Origin of the sequence: Martelella mangrovi (genome assembly GCF_040545495.1) — a bacterium.
Taxonomy (GTDB): Bacteria; Pseudomonadota; Alphaproteobacteria; order Rhizobiales; family Rhizobiaceae; genus Martelella; species Martelella mangrovi.
On sequence record NZ_JBEPLY010000012.1, the window covers coordinates 144,505 to 168,275 of the forward strand.

The 23,771-nt window shown below is 60.0% G+C and carries 25 protein-coding genes and 1 riboswitch; of the genes, 14 read left to right on the forward strand and 11 right to left on the reverse strand.

What is annotated here, in order from left to right:
• Nucleotides 1-253: 253 nt before the first annotated feature.
• Nucleotides 254-463 (reverse strand): copper ion binding protein, encoded by a 210-nt coding sequence (locus ABID12_RS16205; protein ID WP_354435117.1) that lies wholly within the window; start codon nt 461-463, stop codon nt 254-256.
• A gap of 4 nt (nt 464-467) precedes the next feature.
• On the opposite strand from ABID12_RS16205, the gene ABID12_RS16210 reads away from it, so the two are divergent.
• From ABID12_RS16210 to ABID12_RS16225, 4 genes are all read left to right on the forward strand, one after another.
• Nucleotides 468-1,058 carry an NUDIX hydrolase gene (locus ABID12_RS16210; protein ID WP_354435118.1) on the forward strand — a complete coding sequence of 197 codons (591 nt, stop codon included), beginning with the start codon at nt 468-470 and terminating at the stop codon, nt 1,056-1,058.
• Between the two features lie 67 nt (nt 1,059-1,125).
• Nucleotides 1,126-1,203, forward strand: a riboswitch (SAM riboswitch).
• Between the two features lie 67 nt (nt 1,204-1,270).
• On the forward strand, nt 1,271-2,203 hold the full coding sequence (locus ABID12_RS16215) for a homoserine O-succinyltransferase (RefSeq protein ID WP_106303273.1): 933 nt from the start codon (nt 1,271-1,273) through the stop codon (nt 2,201-2,203).
• Between the two features lie 67 nt (nt 2,204-2,270).
• Complete coding sequence (locus tag ABID12_RS16220) at nt 2,271-3,293, forward strand: aldose epimerase family protein (protein ID WP_354435119.1); 1,023 nt, start codon at nt 2,271-2,273, stop codon at nt 3,291-3,293.
• Between the two features lie 45 nt (nt 3,294-3,338).
• Nucleotides 3,339-4,136 (forward strand): YdcF family protein, encoded by a 798-nt coding sequence (locus tag ABID12_RS16225; protein ID WP_354435120.1) that lies wholly within the window; start codon nt 3,339-3,341, stop codon nt 4,134-4,136.
• Nucleotides 4,137-4,173: 37 nt separating this feature from the next.
• Here the strand turns inward: ABID12_RS16225 and irrA are convergent, their stop codons facing one another.
• Entirely contained in the window at nt 4,174-4,590 is a 417-nt protein-coding gene (irrA, locus tag ABID12_RS16230) for an iron response transcriptional regulator IrrA (protein ID WP_354435121.1), read from the reverse strand.
• Between the two features lie 302 nt (nt 4,591-4,892).
• Between irrA and fabA the strand changes: the two genes are divergently transcribed.
• The 4 genes from fabA to ABID12_RS16250 all read left to right on the forward strand — a co-directional run bounded on the left by fabA (nt 4,893) and on the right by ABID12_RS16250 (nt 9,054).
• Nucleotides 4,893-5,402 (forward strand): 3-hydroxyacyl-[acyl-carrier-protein] dehydratase FabA, encoded by a 510-nt coding sequence (gene fabA, locus ABID12_RS16235; RefSeq protein ID WP_106302784.1) that lies wholly within the window; start codon nt 4,893-4,895, stop codon nt 5,400-5,402.
• Between the two features lie 62 nt (nt 5,403-5,464).
• Entirely contained in the window at nt 5,465-6,688 is a 1,224-nt protein-coding gene (fabB, locus tag ABID12_RS16240; protein ID WP_354435122.1) for a beta-ketoacyl-ACP synthase I, read from the forward strand.
• Nucleotides 6,689-6,695: 7 nt separating this feature from the next.
• Nucleotides 6,696-7,505: an enoyl-ACP reductase FabI gene (fabI, locus tag ABID12_RS16245; protein ID WP_354435123.1), complete on the forward strand. Its 810-nt coding sequence runs from the start codon at nt 6,696-6,698 to the stop codon at nt 7,503-7,505.
• Nucleotides 7,506-7,983: 478 nt separating this feature from the next.
• Nucleotides 7,984-9,054 (forward strand): porin, encoded by a 1,071-nt coding sequence (locus ABID12_RS16250; RefSeq protein ID WP_354435124.1) that lies wholly within the window; start codon nt 7,984-7,986, stop codon nt 9,052-9,054.
• A gap of 102 nt (nt 9,055-9,156) precedes the next feature.
• Here the strand turns inward: ABID12_RS16250 and ABID12_RS16255 are convergent, their stop codons facing one another.
• Genes ABID12_RS16255 through ABID12_RS16270 form a run of 4 tightly spaced genes read right to left on the reverse strand, consistent with a single transcriptional unit; the run spans nt 9,157 to nt 13,428 of the window.
• The gene (locus ABID12_RS16255) at nt 9,157-10,743 is read right to left on the reverse strand and encodes a 5-guanidino-2-oxopentanoate decarboxylase (RefSeq protein ID WP_354435125.1); all 1,587 of its coding nucleotides are present in this window, start codon (nt 10,741-10,743) and stop codon (nt 9,157-9,159) included.
• Nucleotides 10,740-11,936: a pyridoxal phosphate-dependent aminotransferase gene (locus ABID12_RS16260; protein ID WP_354435126.1), complete on the reverse strand. Its 1,197-nt coding sequence runs from the start codon at nt 11,934-11,936 to the stop codon at nt 10,740-10,742. The genes ABID12_RS16255 and ABID12_RS16260 overlap by 4 nt, the downstream gene beginning before the upstream one ends.
• A gap of 6 nt (nt 11,937-11,942) precedes the next feature.
• On the reverse strand, nt 11,943-12,578 hold the full coding sequence (locus ABID12_RS16265; RefSeq protein WP_354435127.1) for a TetR/AcrR family transcriptional regulator: 636 nt from the start codon (nt 12,576-12,578) through the stop codon (nt 11,943-11,945).
• Between the two features lies 1 nt (nt 12,579).
• Complete coding sequence (locus tag ABID12_RS16270; protein ID WP_319519017.1) at nt 12,580-13,428, reverse strand: dimethylarginine dimethylaminohydrolase family protein; 849 nt, start codon at nt 13,426-13,428, stop codon at nt 12,580-12,582.
• 182 nt (nt 13,429-13,610) lie between these two features.
• On the opposite strand from ABID12_RS16270, the gene ABID12_RS16275 reads away from it, so the two are divergent.
• The 4 genes from ABID12_RS16275 to ABID12_RS16290 all read left to right on the forward strand — a co-directional run bounded on the left by ABID12_RS16275 (nt 13,611) and on the right by ABID12_RS16290 (nt 17,042).
• Nucleotides 13,611-14,408, forward strand: a complete 798-nt coding sequence (locus tag ABID12_RS16275; RefSeq protein ID WP_354435128.1) for an ABC transporter ATP-binding protein — start codon at nt 13,611-13,613, stop codon at nt 14,406-14,408.
• A gap of 65 nt (nt 14,409-14,473) precedes the next feature.
• The gene (locus ABID12_RS16280) at nt 14,474-15,250 is read left to right on the forward strand and encodes a transporter substrate-binding domain-containing protein (protein ID WP_354435129.1); all 777 of its coding nucleotides are present in this window, start codon (nt 14,474-14,476) and stop codon (nt 15,248-15,250) included.
• A gap of 245 nt (nt 15,251-15,495) precedes the next feature.
• Nucleotides 15,496-16,218, forward strand: a complete 723-nt coding sequence (locus tag ABID12_RS16285) for an ABC transporter permease (RefSeq protein WP_106302811.1) — start codon at nt 15,496-15,498, stop codon at nt 16,216-16,218.
• An 89-nt stretch (nt 16,219-16,307) separates the two neighbouring features.
• A complete protein-coding gene (locus ABID12_RS16290) occupies nt 16,308-17,042 on the forward strand; it encodes an ABC transporter permease (RefSeq protein ID WP_354435140.1) in 735 nt (244 codons plus the stop codon).
• Between the two features lie 36 nt (nt 17,043-17,078).
• On the opposite strand, the gene ABID12_RS16295 is transcribed toward ABID12_RS16290, so the two are convergent.
• A complete protein-coding gene (locus tag ABID12_RS16295) occupies nt 17,079-18,110 on the reverse strand; it encodes an alpha/beta hydrolase family protein (RefSeq protein ID WP_354435130.1) in 1,032 nt (343 codons plus the stop codon).
• A 132-nt stretch (nt 18,111-18,242) separates the two neighbouring features.
• Here ABID12_RS16295 and ABID12_RS16300 point away from each other — a divergent pair, with 132 nt between their 5' ends.
• Nucleotides 18,243-19,244 (forward strand): helix-turn-helix domain-containing protein, encoded by a 1,002-nt coding sequence (locus ABID12_RS16300; protein WP_354435131.1) that lies wholly within the window; start codon nt 18,243-18,245, stop codon nt 19,242-19,244.
• A gap of 18 nt (nt 19,245-19,262) precedes the next feature.
• Here the strand turns inward: ABID12_RS16300 and modC are convergent, their stop codons facing one another.
• From modC to ABID12_RS16320, 4 genes are read right to left on the reverse strand one after another with little or no spacing between them, the layout of a single operon-like run.
• The gene (gene modC, locus ABID12_RS16305; RefSeq protein ID WP_354435132.1) at nt 19,263-20,357 is read right to left on the reverse strand and encodes a molybdenum ABC transporter ATP-binding protein; all 1,095 of its coding nucleotides are present in this window, start codon (nt 20,355-20,357) and stop codon (nt 19,263-19,265) included.
• Entirely contained in the window at nt 20,354-21,019 is a 666-nt protein-coding gene (gene modB, locus ABID12_RS16310) for a molybdate ABC transporter permease subunit (RefSeq protein ID WP_106302820.1), read from the reverse strand. Before modB ends, modC begins: the two co-directional genes overlap by 4 nt.
• A gap of 44 nt (nt 21,020-21,063) precedes the next feature.
• Nucleotides 21,064-21,813 carry a molybdate ABC transporter substrate-binding protein gene (gene modA / locus ABID12_RS16315; RefSeq protein WP_354435133.1) on the reverse strand — a complete coding sequence of 250 codons (750 nt, stop codon included), beginning with the start codon at nt 21,811-21,813 and terminating at the stop codon, nt 21,064-21,066.
• Nucleotides 21,814-21,849: 36 nt separating this feature from the next.
• A complete protein-coding gene (locus tag ABID12_RS16320; RefSeq protein ID WP_354435134.1) occupies nt 21,850-22,653 on the reverse strand; it encodes a TOBE domain-containing protein in 804 nt (267 codons plus the stop codon).
• A 352-nt stretch (nt 22,654-23,005) separates the two neighbouring features.
• Between ABID12_RS16320 and ABID12_RS16325 the strand changes: the two genes are divergently transcribed.
• A complete protein-coding gene (locus tag ABID12_RS16325) occupies nt 23,006-23,680 on the forward strand; it encodes a DUF1254 domain-containing protein (protein ID WP_435528244.1) in 675 nt (224 codons plus the stop codon).
• Nucleotides 23,681-23,771 lie beyond the last annotated feature (91 nt).

Below are 23,771 nucleotides of genomic sequence, written 5' to 3' on the forward strand. Positions count from 1 at the left end.
ACGCTCGGGCTTGCCCCGAGGGTATCCGGCTTCGCGAACCGGCTCTTATTCCGGCCTGTCTGTTACCCGCCCCACTCACCACTTGAGTCATTCTCGTGCCTGACACGAGAATCCATGGGCCTCTCCCCATGCGACACCGGTCGCCGGTTCAATGCCTTGAATCATAAGGCCCAACCGTTTTCCTGCCGCAATCGTGACTGGATCCTCGGGTCAAGCCCGAGGATGACGCAGGAGAAAAAGGCGGGCGTTTTCACTACCCCGCAACGTCGTAACCGACATCTTCAATCGCCTCGACGGCGCTTTCACGGGTCGCAGGCGCAGCAAGGGCAAACGAGGCGGCATTGTTGTCGAGGCTCACTTCGATTTCGGAAATACCGTCGATATCACCCAGCGCCTTTTCAACCTTGTCGACGCATTTGCTGCAGCCCATGCCCTCGATTTTCAGCGTCATTTTCTCAGCCATCATCATGCTCCTTGCTGTTGATGACTGGGAAAATGGGGCTTCCAGTGGCTGGAAGGTCAAGACCTTTGTTTATTTTCCGGGACCATCCCGCTTGTCATGCGCGCAAGGACCTGTCTTTGCTCGGAACATTCAAAAACAGGGAAGCGTGATGATACCGGACGCGGAAAAAGTGCTCATCTACGCACGACGGGGCAGCAGGGTGCTCGTCTTCGATGAGCCGGACTTTCCGGAGGTTCCGCTTCAGGTTCCCGGCGGGACGCTGGAGCATGCGGAAATCCCGATTGCGGCGGCAAAACGGGAATTTCACGAGGAGACCGGACTGCGCCTGAATGAAGGCTGGTCGGCACTTGGCAGCATTGACTATAGCTTCAGAAAAAACGGCGCGCTTCTGTGCCACCGGCGCCATATATTCACGGTTCCCATGCCGGAGGATGCGCCCGAAAACTGGTTTCACACAGAAGAACACGCCTCTGACGGCGGCGGGCCTATCCGCTTCCGGCTGTTTTTCCTTGATTGGAAAGACGCGGCCGGAAACATTGGACTTGGCATGGAAATGCCGCTTTCGTGGCCTGCCTTGACAGCATTTTTCACCTGAAGCGACAGCCCGGCAACAGATTGTCTTTCGCGCCAAGATTGACGTCCGGCAAATGCGGCGTTATCTAGCTTTTCCCTGTGGTGATTTGGCCGGCCGGCTTGCAGCCACGTAAAACAACTCGCTAAAGGGCCGATGCGAGCGGAAAATTCCTGCCCCATCCGGACCGGTAGCGTGTTGAAGGCGGCCGGTTTTTGTTCGGGATTGGAATGAACATGCCTATCAAGATTCCAGATACGCTGCCTGCCTTCGAGACGCTGATTTCCGAAGGCGTGCGGGTCAAGACGGAAACGGTTGCGGAACGGCAGGATATCCGGCCGCTGCATTTCGGGCTGCTCAATCTCATGCCGAACAAGATCAAGACCGAGCTACAGTTCGCGCGGCTTCTGGGCGCCTCCCCGCTGCAGATCGAGCTTTCGCTGGTGCGCGTCGGCGGGCACAAGGCCAAAAACACGCCGATCGAGCATCTCCTGTCCTTCTACCAGACCTGGGACGAGGTGGCAGAACGCAAGTTCGACGGTTTCATCATCACCGGCGCACCGGTTGAGACGTTGCCCTTCGAAGACGTCACCTATTGGGACGAAATGAAGGAAATTCTCGACTGGACCACCACCAATTGCCATTCGACGATGAATATCTGCTGGGGCGCGATGGCAGCTGCATGGCATTTTCACGGCGTCCCGAAGAGGCTTCTCGACAAGAAGGCCTTCGGCATATTCCGCCATCGCAACCTGAAGCCCGCATCGATCTATCTCAACGGTTTTTCCGACGATTTCCAGCTTCCCGTTTCACGCTGGACGGAGGTGCGCCGCGCCGATCTGGAAAACGTGCCGGGCATCGAAATCCTGATGCATTCCGATGAAGTCGGGCCGTGCCTGGCTTATGAGAGCTTTGCCAACCGGCTCTACATGTTCAATCACATCGAATATGATTCCGGTTCGCTCGGTGACGAATACAGGCGCGATGTCGACACCAATGTGCCGATCGAATTGCCGTTCAACTATTTCCCGGCAGACGATCCGAACCGGGCGCCGCTCAATCGCTGGCGCTCGCATGCCCATCTCCTGTTCGGCAACTGGATCAACGAGGTTTACCAGACCACGCCCTACTCTCTGGAAGAAATCGGCAAAGAGCGCGCGGGCGCTTGAAGGTCCGGACATTCCGGCGCAATATCCGCGCTGCAATGCAACATTTTAAATGTGGAGGATAAAAACAATGAGCGCGCCACAACCGGAAACCTTCGGCCAGACCAGCGACGGCAAGACTGTCAGCCGTGTCACGATTGCAGGTGGCGGGCTGACCGCGAAGATCATCAACTGGGGCGCTGTGGTTCAGGACCTGCGGCTTGAGGGGCATGACCATTCCCTGGTTCTGGGGTTTGAGAATTTCGATCACTACCCGGCCTTCTCTCCCTATTTCGGGGCTACGCCGGGGCGCTCCTCCAACCGCATCGCAAACGGCCGCTTTACCATCGACGGGACGGAATATCAGGTCGACTGCAACGAAAACGGCATCACCAACCTGCATGGCGGCAGAGACGGCATCGGCGTCAGCATGTGGGAATTCGAAGAGATTGCCGAAAACCGGGTGACGCTGAAGATCGTCGATCCGGACGGTCGCGGCGGCTTTCCGGGAAACACCACCATCCGTGCCCATTTTCATCTCAAGCCACGCGGCGTTTTCTCGATCGTCTACGAAACCACGACTGACAAGCCGACAGTCGCCAATATCTGCAATCACACCTATTTCAACCTCGGCAACGGCACGGATACGCTCGAGCACACGATGATGATCATGGCCGATCATTATCTGCCGACCGACGAACGGCAGATCCCGACCGGCGAGATCAGGTCGGTTGCCGGCACGCCCTTCGACTTCCGCAAGCCACACCCGCTCAAGCGTGAGGACAAAAATGGCCGGCAGGTTCTGTTCGACCACAATTTCTGTCTGTCGCCCGAGCGCACGGAAAAACGTCCCGTCATCAGCGCCTATGCCCCCTCCTCGCATGTCACCATGGATGTGCTGACCACGGAGCCGGGGGTTCAGCTTTACACCGCCTCGAAACTCGACGAAACGCCGGAGGGGTTGAACGGCTTTCCCTATGGTCCGTTCGCCGGCTTCTGCCTGGAAACACAGGTCTGGCCGGATGCGGTCAATCAGCAGGGCTTTCCCAATGCGGTCCTGCGGCCCGGCAAGACCTTGCGCCAGGAAACGGATTACGTTTTCCACAAGGGCTGAGGACGCGACGGCCCGGCCTTTTGGCTGGCGGCGGGAGGCAGCATAGTGTTCGTTCTGTCAAAGCTGTTCTGGCTGGTGTTCCAGCCGCTGGCCTTTGCCTTCCTGTCGGTCGTGGCGGCGCTTTTCTGCCTGCTCATTGCACGAAGCGGTGCAGCGGCAGTGTTTTCCGGCCTCGCCGCGCTGACACTTGGCATAACCTGCTTCACCAATCTCGGCACGGTTTTGCTGGCCGATCTTGAAACCCGTTTCGCCCGGCCGGAACTTTCCGGACCGCCCGCCTGCGCCATCGTGCTCGGCGGAGGCATCAATACCGGGGCCTCGGCCCGCCGCGGCACGTATGTATTCACCCGCGCGGCCGATCGGTACATCGAAGCACTCCGCCTTGCCCGACTTTATCCGGATATGAAAATTCTGGTCACCGGCGGCGATAACGCGCTGACCGGCGCCAGAAATGGCGAAGCAGAACCGGCAGCCCGGCTGTTTGCCGATCATGGCATTGCGTCCGCGCGCCTGCTCTATGAGCCCGATGCCCGCAACACCGCGGAAAATGCCGCCAATACGGCAGCCCTGATGGCAAGACAGGCAATGGAAGGGCCATGCCTGCTGGTGACATCGGCCTACCACATGCCGCGTTCCGTTGCGCTGTTCGAGAGAACGGGCATGAGCATCACGCCCTGGCCTGCCGACTACCGGACGGATGGAAAGCTCCGCTTTTCCGCAAGTTTCGACCGGCCGATGACCAATGCCGCCATGCTTTCCACGGCGCTGCGTGAATGGGCCGGCCTTATCACGGCGCGGATACGCGGCCACACGGCACAGCTTTCGCCCCGCCAGAACGGATAAGTTCAGCAGGGTGTCTCAGGCTGACGGTCTTCAAATTTCAGGATTTCTTCGGGCGCAGCCGGACAACCACATCGATATGGGCGATTTCCATCCCGTCCGGCGGCGTCGGCAGACCGTTTAGGGAAATACCATCCGCAGGCATGTCGACGACATGGTTTTCACCTTCGATAAAGAAATGGTGATGATCGGAGGTGTTGGTGTCGAAATAGGTTTTTGCGCCCTCGACGGCCAGAACCCGGATCATGCCGGCATGGGTGAACTGATGCAGCGTATTGTAGACAGTGGCAAGGGAAACCGGCACGCCGGCTTCCTGGGCCTCGCCATGCAGTTCCTCGACGGTCACATGACGATCACCCTTGGCGAAAAGCAGATCGGCCAAAGCCACGCGCTGACGCGTCGGCCGAAGACCGCTTGCACGAAGCTTTTCTTCTGATACACGATTTCTCGGTGTCATATCCACTTTCAGGGCTTCATCTAACAAAATGCAAATATAGCTCCGTATAACGGTATTGAGAATCGCTTTCAATAGGGCAAGGGCTTGCAGCGTTTGAAATTAAACTGCAAATACCCGGCTAAAACACGTTTCACTCTGGTCGCGGAAGTCGGCTTCCTGTATGGCCACGGTGAAGAGAATAACAATTGAGTTGCGGGATTTCCGGCCAACGACATATCGGCGCATTGCTGCAACAGGGATACGCCCCTATCTTGAGCCCGGTACCGAAAACCCCTCGAGGAACGAAGGGAAGCAGAGTTTTAATGAGCACAAGACAATCGCATTTCGATTACGAGGACATCATCAAGTGCGCCGAAGGTGAACTTTTCGGCCCCGGCAATGCGCAGCTTCCGATGCCGCCGATGCTGATGTTCAACCGCATCACCGAAATTTCGGAGGACGGCGGCGCCAACGGCAAGGGCCATGCCCGCGCCGAATTTGACATCACACCCGACCTCTGGTTTTTCGATTGCCACTTCAAGGGCGATCCCGTGATGCCGGGATGCCTGGGTCTTGATGCGCTGTGGCAGCTCACCGGATTTTATCTCGGCTGGCTTGGCGAGCCCGGCAAGGGCCGCGCGATTTCCACCGGCGAGGTGAAGTTTTCAGGCATGGTCACGCCGAAAAACAAGCTTGTCGAGTATGGCGTCGACTTCAAGCGCGTCATGCGCGGCCGTCTGGTCCTCGGCATTGCCGATGGCTGGGTGAAGGCCGATGGCGAAGTAATCTACAAGGCCTCCGATCTCAGGGTCGGCCTGTTCCAGGAACAGTAAGCCGCAATGCGCGGTTACGCCGGTCGCCCGGTGAATGCGGAGGAGAAAGAGAAGGATCGAATATGAGACGTGTTGTCGTTACGGGATTGGGAATCGTTTCCTCGATCGGAAACGATGCCGCCGAAGTCACCGCTTCGCTGCGCGAGGCAAAATCAGGCATCTCTTTCTCGCCGGATTTCGCCGAGCACGGCTTCAAGTGCCAGGTCTGGGGGCGGCCGACGCTCGACCCCACCGATCAGGTTGATCGTCGCGCCATGCGTTTTCTGTCGCAGGGCGGTGCGTGGAACCACGTCGCCATGAAACAGGCGATTGCCGACAGTGGCCTCGAAGACGGCGATATCACCAATGAGCGCACCGGTATCATCATGGGTTCCGGCGGTCCGTCGACACGTACGATCGTCGAGGCGGCACTGACTACGGAAAAGAACGGTTCGCCCAAGCGTATCGGCCCATTCGCCGTGCCGAAGGCAATGTCTTCGACGGCATCGGCCACGCTTGCCACATGGTTCAAGATCCACGGCGTCAACTATTCGATATCCTCCGCCTGCTCGACATCCGCACACTGCATCGGCAACGCTGCCGAAATGATCCAGTGGGGCAAGCAGGACGTGATGTTTGCCGGAGGCCATGAAGATCTCGACTGGACCATGTCCAACCTGTTTGACGCCATGGGCGCCATGACCAGCGACTTCAACGAGGACGCCGCGCACGCCTCGCGCGCTTATGACGCCGCCCGTGACGGCTTCGTCATTGCCGGCGGCGCCGGCGTTGTCATTCTCGAGGAACTGGAACACGCGAAAGCCCGCGGCGCCAAGATCTATGGCGAAATCATCGGCTATGGCGCAACATCGGACGGTTACGACATGGTCGCGCCTTCCGGCGAAGGCGCCGTGCGCTGCATGCGCCAGGCGCTTGCGGATATCGGCGGCGGAGAGATCGACTATATCAATACGCATGGCACCTCGACACAGGTCGGCGACAGCCAGGAAATCGGTGCGATCCGGGAGGTCTTCGGCGACAAGATCCCACATATCCAGTCAACCAAGTCGCTCACCGGGCACTCTCTGGGGGCTGCCGGCGCACAGGAATCGATCTACTCCCTGCTGATGATGCAGGAAGGGTTTATTGGCGAAAGCGCCCATATCGAAGAGCTGGACCCCGAATTCGAAGGTGTCCCGATCGTACGTCAGCGCATCGACCATGCCAAAATCGACACCGTTCTTTCAAACTCGTTCGGCTTCGGCGGCACGAACGCCACGCTGGTTTTCCGGCGTTACAATGGATAATGCGTATATGACCGGACTTATGCAGGGCAAACGCGGCCTCATCATGGGTGTTGCCAACAACCACTCCATTGCCTGGGGCATTGCCAAGGCCGTCCATGCCGAAGGCGCGGAACTTGCCTTTACCTATCAGGGCGAAGCACTCGGCCGGCGGGTTCATCCGCTTGCTGCCGAACTCGGCTCGGATTTCGTCGTGCCCTGCGATGTGGAAAATATCGAGAGCGTTGATGCGGTCTTCGATGCCATCAAGGAGCGCTGGGGCAAGCTCGATTTCGTGGTTCATGCCGTTGGCTTTTCCGACAAGAGCGAACTCAAGGGGCTCTATGCCGACACCACGCGGGAAAACTTCGTCCGCACCATGGTGATTTCCTGCTTCTCCTTTACCGAGATCGCCAAGCGCGCGGCAGACCTCATGACCGATGGCGGATCGATGCTGACGCTGACCTATGGCGGGTCGACGGCGGTGGTGCCGAACTACAATGTCATGGGCGTGGCAAAGGCAGGCCTAGAGGCGTCCATGCGCTATCTTGCCGGTGACTATGGTCCGCGCGGCATTCGCGTCAACGCCATTTCGGCGGGCCCCGTACGCACGCTGGCCGGTTCGGGCGTCGGCGATGCGCGTCTCGTCTATGCCTGGCAGCAACGCAACGCACCGCTGAGACGCTCGACCACGATCGAGGACGTCGGCGGCTCCGCACTCTACCTCCTCTCTGACCTCGCCTCCGGTGTCACCGGAGAGATTCATTTCGTCGATAACGGCTACAATATCCTGTCAATGCCGATCCCTGAAATGATGCGCAGAGGCGATCCCGAGACCTGAGCGCCTGCGTCACCTCTAAAAAACACAACCAAAAATAGAAAAGGCGCGACCAAATTGACGGTCGCGCCTTTTTCTTGATTCGGCTCAACTCTCATTTCCGTGATCAGCAAACCAAAACCCCGGAAAACTTCCATCTGGATTTTTCGATCGTGTTTTTTTGCACCCGTGCCGATTTTAGTCACTTAATCAAACGATTGATTTTATTGATTTTTCGACTCCTGAATCAGTCAAATCAGAGGCCCATTCTGTCATTGAATGAAGCATAAACCTCCGAAATTACCTTGTCTTCTCAAGGCATTATCGTTGCAGAACCGCAACACCGGGGTGTTAATCATTCGATTGATCCAGAATTCCATCAAAGGTTTATTGCTCTGAACGGCCTATGCGGGTTTGATGCGGATGGATGCAACGCAACGAACTGCTTCCAGCCCAGGGCAAGATTAAATGCCCCGTTTACATTCAACGAGGAGTTAACTTCATGAACCTCAAAAGCCTCTTTCTTGGCTCTGCTGCTGCGCTTGCAGCCACAACCGGCGCGCAAGCTGCCGACCCGGTCGTCGTCATCGAACCGGTTCAGAACAATTATGTCGAAGTTTGTGACACTTTCGGGGCCGGCTACTTCTACATCCCCGGCACCGAGACCTGCCTTGATATCGGCGGTTACATCCGTTTCCAGGTTGAAGGCTCGAACGGCGGCAATGTCGCAGACACATGGAACGTCTTCACGCGTGCTCAGCTGAACATCTCGTCCAAGACCGATTCCGAACTCGGCACGGTCACGGGCCTGATCTCGCTGCGTAGCGAAGCCCACTCCAACGACACCGGCAACCGCACCTACATCAACGAAGCCTACCTCGGCGTCGGCGGTTTCCAGGCCGGTCGTTTCCTGAGCTACTGGGATGAAGGTCTCGTCGGCGAAATCGACGATCTTGCCGGTAACACCCGCTTCAACACCATCCGTTACGTCTTCGCCGGCGACGGCTTCGTAGCAGGCCTCGCCCTCGACGCCCTCGAGCCCGACCAGGTCGGCATTGACAAGGACATCCCGAAGCTCGGCGTTTCCGGTCGTGTTGGCTTCCAGGCCGGCGGCGTTGGCGCCAAGTTGGACGCTGCTTACGACACCTACAACGAAGAAGCTTCGTTCCGTCTGATGACCTCGCTGGCGCTTGGCCCGGGCCAGTTGGACCTCGGTGCTAACTACTCCACCGGTTGGAACGCATACTCCAACAACTTCGAAGACGGTGAGTTCTTCGATTATTCGCTGACAACTCCGACGACTCTGCCGGGCGTTTATGCTGAATGGGCACTGGCTGCCGGTTACCAGCTCGACGTTACCGAAAAGTTCTCGGTTACCCCGGCTTACCAGTGGACCTCTGCTAACGTTCCCGGCCAGGACAACGAAGACTTCTGGTCCGCTGGCGTCCTGTTCGACTACACCATCGTTGACGGTCTGAGCGCCAAGCTGAACGTCGGTTACACCGACCTGCCCGACAGCTACTCGGACGACGACTACTGGTCCGGTTGGTTCCGTCTGCAGCGCGACTTTTAATCCAGGTTGCTCTCGGAGAGGCTCTGCAAGGAGCCTCTTCATTTATTCCCGGAATACGCCAAACGGTGCATTCCGGGATTTTTTTATCTGAATTTCGCTGATTTATCCGGCCCGGAATTCGACCAGATGCACGCCGCCACGCTCAACAGCGGCAGCGACGGCAGCAACAAGCGCTTCCGCGCTCGCCACACTTGAAAAGCCCGTCCCGAAGGCCCCGGCGATTTTTTCCATGTCGGGCGGTGTCGGCGTTACCCCCTCGGGCACAATACCGGCTTCTTCCATGTAGATCTCGATTTCGCGGTAGCCGCGATTGTTCCAGACCAGGAAGACAATATCGGCATCTTCATCCACCGCCGTTCCAAGCTCTGCCAGAGAAAACTGAAGCCCCCCATCGCCGACAATGGCGATAACCGGGCAATCCGGCGCGCCGTTCGCTGCGCCAATAGCACCCGGCGGCACATAGCCGAGAGCGCCATAGCCGGTGGCGGAATTAAACCAGTGCCCGGGTGCGCCGGCTTCAAGATAAAGATTTGCGGCATAAACCAGCTGCGTGGAATCACCGATAAACCGCGCGTCGGGAACCGCGTCGCGCAGGCGATGCAGCAATGTGATTTCGTCCTTGATCTTGGCGGAGAGCGCGCCCCAGGCCGCCGCCCTTGTCTGCCCGGCCCGCCGGACACCGTCGCCTTCATGCTCGCCGCACAGCGCCGCCAACCGCGAAAGCGCCGATGCACTATCTTCCACAATGAAGACGTCGGCAGCAGGACCGGTTGTCTCCTGCCCACCGTCCACATCAATGCGGACAAGTTTTTGAAGCGCCGGAAAGCCGCCATCGACATAGACGTCATAATCGGTCTGACCGAATTCGGTTCCAACTGCGATAACCAGATCGCTGGCGGCAATCAGCGCCCGCACAGGGGCCAGACTTGCGCTCGCCGGCACCTGCAACGGATGGCCCGCCATCAGGCCGCGGGCGTTTGCCGTTAAGATGACAGGCGTATCGCAGCGCGCGGCGAAAGCCCGAAGAGCGACATCGGCGCCAGCCGCGCCACCGCCCGCCAGCACCACAGGTGCCCGCGCCGCACCGATCAACTCTGCCGCAGCTTTCAGCACATCCTCTTCTGCAAATGGCCTTGCAGCGGGCAAGGCCGCGACTGCGGGCGGTGCAATATTTTCGACCATCACATCGGTCGGGATTTCCAGATGCACCGGCCCCGGACGCCCGGAAACGGCAAGTGCCAGACAATGCGCCAGCGCCCCGGCAAGATCGGCGCCATCGGTTAGCGTTACGGAATCCTTGGCAAAACTTTTCATCAGCGCCTGCTGATCCGGCAGTTCATGCAGACATCCCTGCCCCCTGCCCAGCGTCGGGCGGGCATTGACACCCGAAATCACCAGCATCGGCACACTATCGCCACGCGCCTGCGCCATGGCCGTAATCGTATTGGTCACCCCCGGCCCGGTGATGACAAATGCCACGCCCGGCTTGCCGGTGACACGGGCATAGCCATCGGCCATGAAGCCGGCGCCCTGTTCGTGGCGGGGCGTGACATGGCGGATCGTCGAAGCTGCAAGCCCGCGATAAAGTTCGGCCGTGTGCACGCCGGGAATGCCGAAGACGACCTCGACACCATGCGCTTCAAGAAGACGAACCAGGGCCTCGCCAACGGTGATGGTTTCGCCGCTCATGCTCCGGCCGCCGTTTTCCGGCTGGTCAGCGATGCCGCAAAATGACCAATGCGCCGCGCGGCCTCGACGATGTCGGCGTCCGGCACGGTCAGGCTGATGCGGATGAAACTATCGGCTTCGGCGCCGAAGGACGACCCCGGCATCACGGCCAGATGCTGGGCCTCCAGCAATCCGAGCGCAAAGGCCTCACCGGACAGCCCGCTTGCCGAGACGTCGGCAAAGGCAAACATTCCGGCCTCGGGCATGGCACAGGCAATACCGGGGACCGATGACAGGCCATCGACCAGCAGTGCAGCCCGACGCTTCAATGAGGCCCGCAAGGCGGTGGAAACACCGCTTGGCCGCTCGATTGCCGCCGCTGTCGCATCGGCGATGAAGGGCTGGTTGCCGAAAAGCATGGTTTCAGCCACCGGCAAAAGCCGGGCGCAAAATTCGGCGGGGCCGACCGCCCAGCCGCTGCGAAACCCGGGGGCTGCATGGGATTTGGAAATGGAGGACACCGAAATCGTTCGCGCGGCCAGCACTTCATTATCAAGGGGTGAGGCAAAGTCGCCGCCGAAAATCAATTCCTCATAGACCTCGTCAGCAATGATCCAGAGATCATGTCTGCGGCAGACCGCGCCGATTGCCGCAAGCTCTTCAGCCGTCAGCACGGCGCCGGTCGGATTATGCGGCGTATTGAGCAGAAGCACGTGGGCATTGGGCGTGATCGCCTGTTCCAGAATGTCGGCGCGCATGTGAAATCCGTCTTCCGGCTTCAGCGGCACCGGCACCATCACTGCGCCCGTGGAGCGGATCACGCCTTCATAGGTGGCATAAAGCGGATCGCCGACAAGCACGGCGTCCCCGGCCTCCACCAGCGTCAGCATCACCGCAAAAAGCGCAGTCTGGGTGCCCGGAAAACAGACGATATTTTCGGGCCCGACCGGTCGCCCGGTCCGCGCCGTGTACCGTTTCGAAAGCGCATCGAGAAGCGATGGTTCACCGCGCCCGTTGGAATAGCCGATCCGGCCTTCGGCAAGGGCGCTTGCCACGACATCGGCAAGGATCGGATCCGGGTCGACATCCGGCTCGCCGATCGTCAATTCCAGGATCGGCGTTCCGGCTTCCTTCATCGCGCGCGCCTTCAGATGGACGGCCCATTTGTCGGAGCCGAGCCCACCGAGACGATCCGAAATCCTTGCGTAGTGCATCTCAGTTCACCCTTCAATTTCATCGAGCGAAAGGCCGGTAATCGCCCCCACCGAATGAAGCCCCGCCTTCAGCAGCTCCCGGTCTTCGAAGATGTCGCCGGCCAGCGACCCCTCGAGCCAGAGCCCGTCCAGCACGGCGTTGATTTCAATCGCCAGCCGCCGGATTTCGGATGGATCGACCACCCGTCCGGCTTCCCGCCAGGCATCGGCGAGCAAGCGTTCGATCAACGCCCGGTATTCAAGATAGTTTTCCCGGTGGATCGCCCCCATGGCCGGATCGATCCGCGCCATGGCGATAAACGCCGCCCAGAGCGAAAGCCGTCGCGCGTCGATCATCGGCGGCGTCAGGCAGGCGGCAACGAAGTTTTTCAGCTTTTCCCGCCCGCTCTTGCCGTCTGCTATTCCGGCCGTGGCCGAAATCTCCGTCATCGCCGCCATGGTCTGCCGATAGGCGGCATGAAGAAGCTGTTCCTTGGTCGCAAAATAGTGGCGGATCAACCCGCCGGAAACGCCGGCGCGCTCCGCCACTTCCCTCACCGTCGCGTTCTGGATGCCACCCTCGGCGATGCAATCCAGCATCGCCTCGATCAGGGCTGCACGTCGTTCGGCATCACCGGCGCGGCGGAAGGGTTTGCGGCTCATCTCAGTCTCGCAGGATCGGCCTCGTGAGGCAGGTCGGGCCGCCTTCACATGCAATGCAGAGCGCATCGGCTTCGAACGTGCTGACGGTGCAGCCAGCGGCTTCCATCGCGGCTTTGGTCTTGTCGAAACCGGCAACTGCAATCACATCGAACGGCTTTGTCGGCAGCACATTGAGATTGAGGCCGTTCGAGGCCCTGAATTCATCTTCCGGCGCTTCGACAAGCGTATAACCCTTCTGCTTCAACAGCTGATAAAACGGTGCTGGCAAAAGCGGCGCGAACACCAAAGCAAGCTTGTCGGCCAGCGGCGAAATCACGCTCATCAGATGCAGACAGGCCTCTTCCCCCTGCCAGAGCGGCAGATCGAAGCTCAACACAGAAATGCCATGCGGCGCCAGCAGCCTGCGCACCTGGTCGATCCCCTCGGCATTGGACCGCACACCACGGCCGATGCAAAGCGTCCGCTCATCGAGCCAGACGCAATCGCCCCCTTCGACAGTCCCCGAACCGGAAAGACGCCCGAGCACGGGAATGCCCGCATCCCGGTAGATCGCCTCGTGACCATCCACTTCGCCCTTGCGCTGCCGCTTGCCCATATTGAGCAGGATTGCGCCGCTGTCGGCAACCAGCGACGGATCATGGGTAAACATCGCATCGGCCAATCCGTCGCCATTGTCCTCGTACCAGAGGATTTCCGCGCCCGAGGCAGCGACCAGATCGGCGAAATCGGCATATTGGCGGATTGCACGTTCTGCATCGAATGTCTCGCCGTAGTGCCAGGCGGCCGGATCGGCCATTCTGAGGCTTTCTCCCGGCTTGCGCATGATCAGCCGCCGAATGGGCCGCGCCATGGTTTGGGCTCCGAAACTCATTCCATTCATCTCCAGTTCTGCGAATTCTTCCCTAGTTATACACTTGCATAATAAGCTCGCAAGTGTAGTAATAATGCGAAACAACGATTTTTGAATGCCGGGTCGAGCGCACCGCAAGAAGTGCCCGGACCGCCGGCGCACCGGGAACGGCAAAACGTTTTATGAAGGCTGAAGACAATCCGAGGGATGGTGACCTCGCAGAAGCTGTCACCGTCGATGATCTCCATAAGTCCTTTGGAGATCTGGAAGTGCTGAAAGGCGTATCGCTCAAGGCCCGACAGGGTGAGGTTATCGCCATTATCGGTGGCTCCGGCTCGGGAAAATCCACGCTCTTGCGTTGTATCAATATGCTGGAGTGGCCGACACGCGGCCGTATCCGCGTTCATGGCGAGGAAATCGCCATGAAGCCCGACGGAAACAGCGGGCTGATGCCGGCCAACCGCAAACAGATACAGCGCATCCGCACCCGGCTTGCCATGGTGTTTCAGAATTTCAACCTCTGGCAACACATGACCTTGATGCAGAATGTGATCGAAGTGCCGGTGCATGTGCTGGGCCGCAAGCGCGACGAAGTCATCGCCGAAGCTGAAACCATACTGCGCCGCGTCGGCCTTTACGAAAAACGCGACGCCTATCCCGCTTTCCTGTCGGGCGGCCAGCAGCAGCGCGCGGCGATTGCGCGTGCGCTCGCCATTCAGCCCGAGGCGATGCTGTTCGACGAGCCGACCTCGGCGCTCGATCCCGAGCTTGTCGGCGAGGTGCTGACGGTGATCCGCGATCTTGCCGAGGAAGGCCGCACCATGCTGCTTGTCACCCACGAGATGAGCTTTGCCCGCGAAGTCGCCAGCGAAATCGTCTTCCTGCATGACGGCCGCGTGGAAGAACAGGGCGCGCCGCAGACCGTCTTCGACAATCCAGAATCCGAACGGCTGAGAAAGTTCATCAGCTCCGTGCAATAGCCGGAACGGGTCGCATTCAGCGCACTCCGGACCGGGCGAAACTCACAACAGAGGGAACCGAAAACATGAAGAAATTCACATCCGCACTGATCGGCGCTTTGGCCTGCACCACACTCCTGGCCGGCGCGGCATCCGCTGAAACCGTCAAGGTCGGCGTTGCCGCCGAGCCCTACCCGCCCTTTACCGTGCCCGATGCCTCCGGCAACTGGACCGGATGGGAAGTCGACCTGATGGACGCCCTTTGCGACGAGGCCGCTCTTGATTGCGTAATCACCCCTATCGCCTGGGATGGTCTCATCCCCGCACTAACGTCGGGCAAGATCGACGCCATCCTGGCGTCGATGTCGATCACGCCCGAACGCGAGGAGCAGATCGCCTTTTCCGACAAGTATTACAGCACGCCCGGTGCCATCGTCGCAGAGAGCGGTTCCGGCATTGAACCGACCGCGGAAAGCCTTGCAGGCAAGGTGCTCGGCGTTCAGGTCTCGACCACCAATCAGGCCTATGCCGAAAAGCATTTCCCCGATGCCGAGATCAAGACCTACCAGACCCAGGACGAGGTGAACCAGGACCTTTATGCCGGCCGTATCGACGCGGAAATCGCCGACCTCGTGACCCTGCAGCCCTTCCTGACAAGCGATAACGGGCAGATGTGCTGCGAAATGATGGGCACCGTCGAGCAGGATGTCGAGATCTACGGCCCCGGCATCGGCCTTGGTCTGCGCAAGGGCGACACGGCCCTGAAGGAAAAGTTCGACGACGCGATCGCCGCCGTGCGCGAAAACGGCACCTACGAGGAAATCACCAAGAGCTATTTCGACTTCGACATCTACGGCGACTGATCAAAGGGCGGGCGGCTGCGCATGGCACCGCCCGTTACCTCGCGGATGCGCCTCTCCTGCCATTCGGCATCCCCCTCGGGTCCGGCCCGAGGGGCCACAAGGCAGCAGCTCATGGATATGCGGGCCATGCCCGGACATGGCTCTGAGGGGATTTCGAGCTTTCCAGCCGCTGGCGAACTATAAAGAGCGGCATCCGCCTTTCGGATCACCGATCCTGATACCTGCACGACAGACCGGACAGAAATTTGGAACAACTGACAGGATTTCAGCTTCTTGCCTTGTCACCGCCCGGATGGGGCGGTGCACTTCTGCGAGGGCTCGTCACCTCGCTTGAGGTTGCAGCCGGTGGCTTCGCGCTCGGTCAGGTGATCGGCATTCTCGGTTCGGCCGGCAAGCTTTACGGCGGGCCGGTCATCAGGGACCTTATGGAAATCTACACCACGGTGGTGCGCGCCATTCCTGAACTGGTGCTGATCGTCCTGCTCTATTATGCGGGCACCGCCGCGCTCAACAATCTGATGACGGCCCTTGGCTTTTCCTCTGTCGATATCTCCGGCATGCTGGCCGGCATTCTCGTTATCGGGCTCGTTCAGGGCGCCTATTCCACCGAGGTTCTGCGCGGCGCCATCCTTGCCATTCCACCGGGGCAGATCGAGGCGGGCCGGGCCTATGGTATGCCGCCGGCCATGATCATGCGGCGGATCACACTGCCGGCCATGCTGCCGCACGCTATTCCGGGCCTTGCCAATCTCTGGCTGGTGACCACCAAGGATACCGCGCTGCTGGCCGTTGTAGGCTTCACCGAACTGACGCTGGCCACGCGGCAGGCCGCCGGTGTGACCCACGAATATTTCCTGTTCTTCTCCGCCGCCGGCGTGCTTTATCTCGCCGTCACGCTGATTTCCAATGTCCTGCTCCAGCTCCTTGAACGCCGCGCCAGCCGTGGCATGAAGAGGAGGCAGACGTGAGCGAACAGCCCGACGACCTCGCCGGCATCGAAACGCCGCCGCCGCGGCCGAAGTTCTCGGCCCTGCTGCGCCCACACAGGATCGCGATCATGGCCGTGGCGCTGGCGCTGCTTGCGCTGATGGCCGTAAAGATGCGCTGGGACTGGCTGCCGCAATATGCAGATATGCTGCTGGCCGGGCTCTGGGTGACCATCCTGCTGCTGGTCTCCTCCACCGCGCTCGGTTTTCTGATGGCCGTGCCGCTCGGTCTGGTACAGGTCACCGGGCCGCGTATTCTGTCCTGGCCGGCACGGATTTTCTGCACGGTCATCCGCGGAACGCCGCTGCTGTTGCAGCTCTGGCTGCTGTATTACGGGCTTGGCTCGCTGTTTCCCGGCATTCCGGAAATCCGCCACTCCTTCCTTTGGCCTTATCTGCGGGAGGCATGGCCATACGGGCTTCTGGCGCTGACGCTTTCCTATGCCGGGTATGAGGGCGAGGTGATGCGCGGCGCCTTTGCCGGGGTGCCCCACGGCGAGCTTGAGGCCGCCCGCGCCTATGGCATGGGACGCTGGAAGGTGCTGACCCGGATATGGCTGCCGCGCGCGCTGCACCGGGCTCTGCCCACCCTTGCGGGTGAAACCGTGGTCCAGCTTAAATCCACACCGCTGGTCGCTACCATCACCGTTATCGATCTTTATGCCGTTGTCGGCGACATCCGCCAGTCGACCTACCTCACCTACGAGCCGCTGCTGTTCCTCGCCTTCCTCTATCTCTGCCTGACCGGCATTCTGGTGACGGTCTTCCGTCATTTCGAAAAGAAGATACCGTCGCGGGGCACCTGAGCACCTCGCGAACGGTTCCGGAATGAGGCGAATGCTTCAGAGCCCGGCAAATTCCGTTATGGCATCGATAATCTGCGCATGAACGTCAGCGCGATCAGCGCCCTTAGGGTCGTCACAGACCGGATCGTCCTGTTCCTCCGCCAGAAGGGCCGCGCCAGCGGGTTTGCATTCGGCCAGAAAGGTGAAGTGATGGGCGGGCGCGATCACGACACGCGCGGCATCCGGCAGGCGCGGTACAAGATTGCTGCCCTTTGCGGAAACATCTGCCGCCTTCATCAGGTTCTTCTCTCCGAGATTGATCACCAGAACCGGACGCTTCATGGCCGCAATGCTGTCTGCCGTCGCCGCATAGGTGAAGCCGGGATCGATGGCGATGACGCTCTTCACCCGTTCATCGCGGCCATCGGCCGAAAACCCTTCCGGCAGACGGTCAAGGTCGAGATTGCCCTTGCCCATGAAAACGCAGTCGAGTTGAGCCGGGCTTGCGCGGCAATAATCGGCAAACGCCGAGCCATCGAACCGCAGACCGCCGAGATTGAGCGCCGTACCGCCGCCCAGCGAAAACCCGATGGCCGTGATCGCGGAACGGTCGACATGCGGACCCAGCACCGGATCGGCCAGAAGGTTATCGAGTGCGGCCGAAAGATCGCCGGCGCGCCGGTCCAGAACGGCAGAGGCGCGCGGCGACGAATCGCCCGTCGTGCTGCCCGGATGATTGACCGCCAGCACCATGGCGCCCTTTTCCGCCAGAGCCGCCATCAGCCAGGCGCTGTTGTCCATATTGCCGCCGGAGCCGTGGGAGAAGAGAAACAGCGGAAATTTGCCATCGGCAATCCGCGCGCCCATCAGGCCGGACGTACCTTCAAAGACGGCATTGCCGCCGACAATGCCGCGATAGCTCCTGATCTTTGCCGGATACCAGAGCGTGGCTGCAAGCGGCGCCGGGCGCTCGGCACTGGCAACGATCATGCGTTCATAGCCCGGCAGCAGGTTTTCAGAGGCAAGAGCGGGCATGGAGAGCGCAAAAGCGCCGACAAGACCGACGAGGGAAAGAATGAGCCGTTTCATCAATGATACCTTTTGGTTGGTTCGAGACGGCCTTTTTTGATGTTTTTCAGCGCAGCCGGCGTCCTGTTTCCGGTTTCAGGTCGCCCGGAACCGTTTTTTGGACTATCGGAGGGCATATCGAGAGGTGAAGATATGCTGGTCCTTCCGGTTCCACTGGTCACTGCGCTGGTGCTGGGTTTCATGGTGTTGCGCATGCTTGCGGGCGAACGGCGGCCGCTGGCAATTGCCGTTCTGCTTTCCGCCTGCGCGCTCCAGGGGCTGATCGTCGCACTGGTGCAGTACTACAATGTTGCGTTTCTGCGCCCGGTGCAGCCGGTGACGGCGAGCTTCGTACCGGTGCTGGCCTGGCTTGCCTTCCGCTCGTCTTTCATCGAGCCGCTGCGCCCGCGGCGGGACTTTATCCATCTTGCCGCGCCTGCCTTCACTCTGTTTTGCGTGGTGTTCGCCGCAGCGACAGTCGACGCGATCATTCCGCTGATATTCCTGTCCTACGGCCTGCGCATATTGCTGGCGCTGAAGACCGGCGGCGATGCCCTGCCGCTTGCCCGGCTGGAGGCAGGTCGCCAACCGCAATGGCTGTGGGCCGGCATTGCCGCAAGCCTGATCATCTCCGCTGTCAGCGACACCCTGATTGCCTATGTCATTTTTGCAGGCACGCCATCGCTCAAACCGTTGATCGTCAGCGTTTTCACCTCAGCCGGGCTTCTGGCGGCAGGACTTTTAAGCCTTTCACCGAATGCCTTCGGCGAAGGCGAGCCGAAAGACCCCATCCGTCCCGCACCGGCAGAGGCCACGGAGGATGATGCTGCGATCATGACCCGGCTTGATACGTTGCTGTCAGGCGAAATGCTTTATCTCGATCCATCGCTGACACTGGCCCGCCTTTCCCGCAGGCTTTCGATACCGGCAAAAACGCTGTCGGCCGCCGTCAATCGCGTCACCGGCGACAACGTCTCACGCCATATCAACCGCTTTCGCATCGACCACGCCTGTGAACGCCTGAAGACCGGCGACAACGTCACCGCCGCCATGCTTGCAAGCGGCTTCAACACCAAGTCGAATTTCAATCGTGAATTTACCCGCGTAACCGGAAAAAGCCCGACGACATGGCTGAAGGCAAGACAGGCGGATTGAAATACGGCGGCCTGAGCTTTAGTCCACGATCGCGACGGACTTGATCTGCGCGGAAACCGGCTTTCCCGGTTCCAAGGCGAGCGCTGCGGCAGAACGAGCCGTCAGCCTCGCAATCAGCGGCGTGCCGCCGACATCGACCTTGACCGCGACAACGGCGGGGTGATCACCATCGGCGATCTCCAGCACTTTTGCCGGCAGATGATTGACGATGGAGACATTGCGCGACGGTGCAAGCGCCAGCGAAACGTCGCGCGCCAGCACCATGACCCTGACCATTTCACCGACAGGCTTTTGCGGGTCCCGCACCCAGAGCGAACCACCGGCAAAGGCGACGCGCGCAAGATGCCATTTGCTGTCGATCTCGATAATCCGTGCATCGATTGCCACGCCGGCCCCTTCCTCCCGGCGGATCGGCAGGTCAAGGCGGGCCAGTGTTTCAGTCAGCGGGCCGGAGGCAAGGATGCGGCCGTTTTCCAGCACCGCGATATGATCGGCCAGCCGGGCAACTTCGTTCGGCGCATGCGTCACATAAAGAACCGGAATGGAAAGCGTTTTTCTCAGACCATCCAGATAGGGCAGGATCTCGCGTTTGGCTTCGAAGTCGAGCGCAGACAGCGGCTCATCCATCAACAGCAGTTTCGGCGCGGTCAGAAGCGCGCGGCCAATAGCAACCCGCTGCCGTTCACCGCCGGAAAGTTTCCGCGGCGCGCGTTCAAGAAGATGATCGATACCGAGCAGCGAAACCAGTTGATCGAAACGGTCCTTCGCAACATTTCGCTCGGTCCGGCCAAGCCGTTTCAGGCCGAAAACCAGATTGTCGTGAACGGACAGATGCGGGAACAGATTGGCCTGCTGGAAGACGTAACCGACAGCGCGGCGGTGCGGCAGCAGGAAGGTCGTCCCGTCCTGCCAGACTTCGCCATCAATGGCAAAATGGCCGGTCTGAAGACGGTTCAGCCCTGCAAAGCAGCGCAAAAGCGAGGTCTTGCCACAACCGGACACCCCGAACAGCGCGGTTATGCCATTGACCGGAAAATTGAGGTCCACATCAAGCTTGAAGGCGCCGAGATGTCCCTCGAAGCGGGCGGCAAGGCCTGTTTCGCGCGCTCTCATGTCAGCCGGCTCCGCATGCGCCGCTCTATCAGCATCATCGACAGGATGACGATAAAGGAAAACACCACCATGCCGCCGGCCAGCACATGCGCCTTGCCCCATTGCAGGGTCTCGACATAATCGTAGATCGCCACCGACAGAACCTTGGTTTCGCCCGGAATATTGCCGCCAATCATCAGCACGACCCCGAACTCGCCAACCGTATGGGCAAAGCCGAGGATGGCGCCGGTGAGGATACCCGGCCGTGCCAGCGGCAGCGCGACGGTGAAGAACCGGTCAAGCGGGGAAGAGCGCAAGGTTGCCGCTGCTTCCAGCGGCTCCTCGCCAAAGGCCTCAAACGCATTGCGGATCGGCTGAACGGCAAAGGGCAGCGAATAGATCACCGAACCGACCACAAGACCGGTGAAGGTAAACGGCAGCGTGAAGCCGACAACCGACTTGATCGCCTGACCGAGCGGGCTTTGTGGGCCGAGCGACAGCAGCAGATAAAAACCCAGAACCGTCGGCGGCAGCACCAGCGGCAGGGAAACGATGGCCCCGACCGCCTCCTTCCACCAGGCTTTCGAGCGGGCCAGCCACCAGGCAATCGGGATCCCGACCACCATCAGCAAAATGGTGGTCAGGATTGCAAGTTTCAGGGTGAGAAAGACAGCTTCAGCCATCAGGTTCCGGATTTTCCTGTCTGCGTCATGTGCCGGTTGAGGCCCTATTCAACCGCGTAGCCATAACCTTCGATGATCGCGGTGGCCTTGTCACCCTTCAGAAAATCGAGAAAGGCCTTTGCGACATCATCGTCGGCACCGGCGTTGGTCAGAACACCGTCCTGACGGATCGGCTCGTACAGCTCCGCCGGCACCACCCATTGTGAACCGCTGTCATCGCCGATTACCTGCGACAGGGCAACAAAGCCCAGTTCGGCATTGCCGGTGGCGACGAACTGGAAGGTCTGCGAAATGCTGTCGCCCTGCACCAGCTTCGGCTGAAGCGCATCATAAACATCGAGCGACGTCATGGTTTCGACAGCCGCAGCTCCGTAAGGCGCGGCAGCGGGATTGGCGATGGCAAGCTTGCTGAAACTGTCGGGCGCGTTCAACACCGCGCCGTTATCGTCCACGAGGTCCGCATCTTCGCTGAACAGGACCAGCTTGCCGATGGCATAGGTGAATTCACTGCCCTCGACGGCAAAACCTTCATCGACTGCCTTTTTCGCGCGGGCCTGATCGGCGGCCAGAAAAACGCTGAACGGTGCGCCATTGGCAATCTGTGCATAGAGCTTGCCGGTGGAGCCGAAAGACAACAGCACCGTATCGCCGGTTTCCTCCGTGAAGGCGGCTGCGATATCCTTGGCCGCATTGGTAAAGTTGGCGGCAACGGCAACATTGGTTTCGGCAGCACCGGCAAAGCCTGCAGGAAGAACAGCGAATGCGGCGGCCAACAATGCGTATACGGGTTTCATGGGGTCCTCACCTTGTTGCAATTTACGTTTTATTCCTCAGCCCAGCGCCAGAATGATCTGGGAGGCCTTGATCAGAGCCGTCATCTGTTTGCCGGCGGCAATATCCATCGCTTCCGCGCTCTTGCCGGTGATGATGGCGCACAGCGTCTTGCCGCCGCCAATATCGAGCACAACCTCGGCATTGACGGCGCCGGGTTCCACGGAAACCACCGTGCCGGTGATCCGGTTGCGGGCCGATGACACGACATTGTCGCCGCCCTCCAGCAGAATCGGCGTCGATGCCTTGATCAGCGCATAGGCTTCAACCCCGGGCTCAAGAGCGAGATTGGCAACACTTGCCTCCGTGACGATTACGGCCAGGGTGACATCGGGAGCGATTTTCAGCAGGATTTCGGCATTGACGGCGCCGTGGGACACGGCCTCGACAACGCCATGATAGCAATTGCGTGCGCTGGTTCGCATGAACGGGCTCCCAAACAGGTTGTCGACGGAAAGGGCAAGGCCGGGATTTGCGGAGATGACGGTTTCCAGCCGCGCCGTCACCTCACCGAGTGCTGCCGTCAGCTGCCGGTGAACGGCAAGCGCACGCCTGCCCTCCTCCGTCACTTCGGTCCCGCCGCCGCTGGCGCCGCCCGCCCGTTTGACGATCAACGGCCGCGGAAACAGGTTGTTCATGGCATTCACCGCATCCCACGCGCCCTTGTAGGAAAAGCCCGTGGCCTTTGCGGCAGCCGAAATCGAACCGAGACGATCGATCTCCGCAAGAAGCCGGAAACGCGCTTCGCCCGCACGGTCGCCAGCGCTGGTCTCAAATGTCAGTGCCGGAACAAGCCTGCTCATCATCCGGTTCCTCGAACACGTTATGTAGTTAAACTGCATAACGCATCGGACAGAAAAATCAACCGGCGCCGAGAACGGAAATCATCGCCCGCTCCGCTCAGCGGACGTCATTTCCTGAATACCGGGCAACGGCTTCCAGCCTCAGCGGGAGATAGCCGCTCTCAAGCACGCGCAAAAGCATCGCGCGCAACTTACATGCAATAGTGGTTCACAACATACTTAAGACATATTTTAGGTTGCATAGAGCATCGCGATAGTGCGCATCAGTCGTAACGATACGACCTTTCCGTGGATGAAATCGCAGTGGCCGCCGCGCAAGGAACGCGCAGCCCTGAGCGCGAGAGGAAAACCGATGTTCAAGCCCTTCGTCACAGGCATTGCGATTGCAAGCCTTCTTCTCGTCCCGGTCAGCGGCTCTGCCGCCGGTCAACCCGCCGATACCGCCGCCATCGCCGAAGAGGCGACCGTCTACGGCCTGCCGATGGTGGATCTCTACAAGCTGATGTATGATCAGGCGATCGACACGGGCAATTCGCAGTTCAAGGCGCCATTCAACACGCTGCATAACGAATCCAACGTGTTCACGCCCGCCGATATCTCCATTGTGACCCCCAACAGCGATACCCCCTACTCGGAACTGTGGATGGACCTGCGCGCCGAACCGGTGGTGCTGTGCGTGCCGGAAATCGACAAGGATCGCTATTATTCGGTGATGCTGACCTCGCTCTACACCTTCAATTTCGGCTATATCGGCTCGCGCGCCACCGGCAATGACGCCGCCTGCTATGCCGTCGCCGGCCCCGACTGGAAGGGCGAAACGCCAAAGGGCATCGCTAAGGTGTTCCAGTCCGAAACGGAGTTCGCAACCGCGCTTTACCGGACGCAGCTTTTCAACCCCGCCGATATCGACAATGTCCGCAAGATCCAGGCCGGATACACGGCAGAGCCGCTGTCGGCCTATCTCGACGCGCCCGCGCCTGCGGCCCCGCCCGCAATCGACTGGCCGAAAATCGACGATGCGTCGTGACCTGAGCCCCTGAACTTCCTCCAGATTCTGGTAGAGTCTGTCACGACACGGAGACGGACGGCATGAAGCGTTCACGGTTCACGGAAGAACA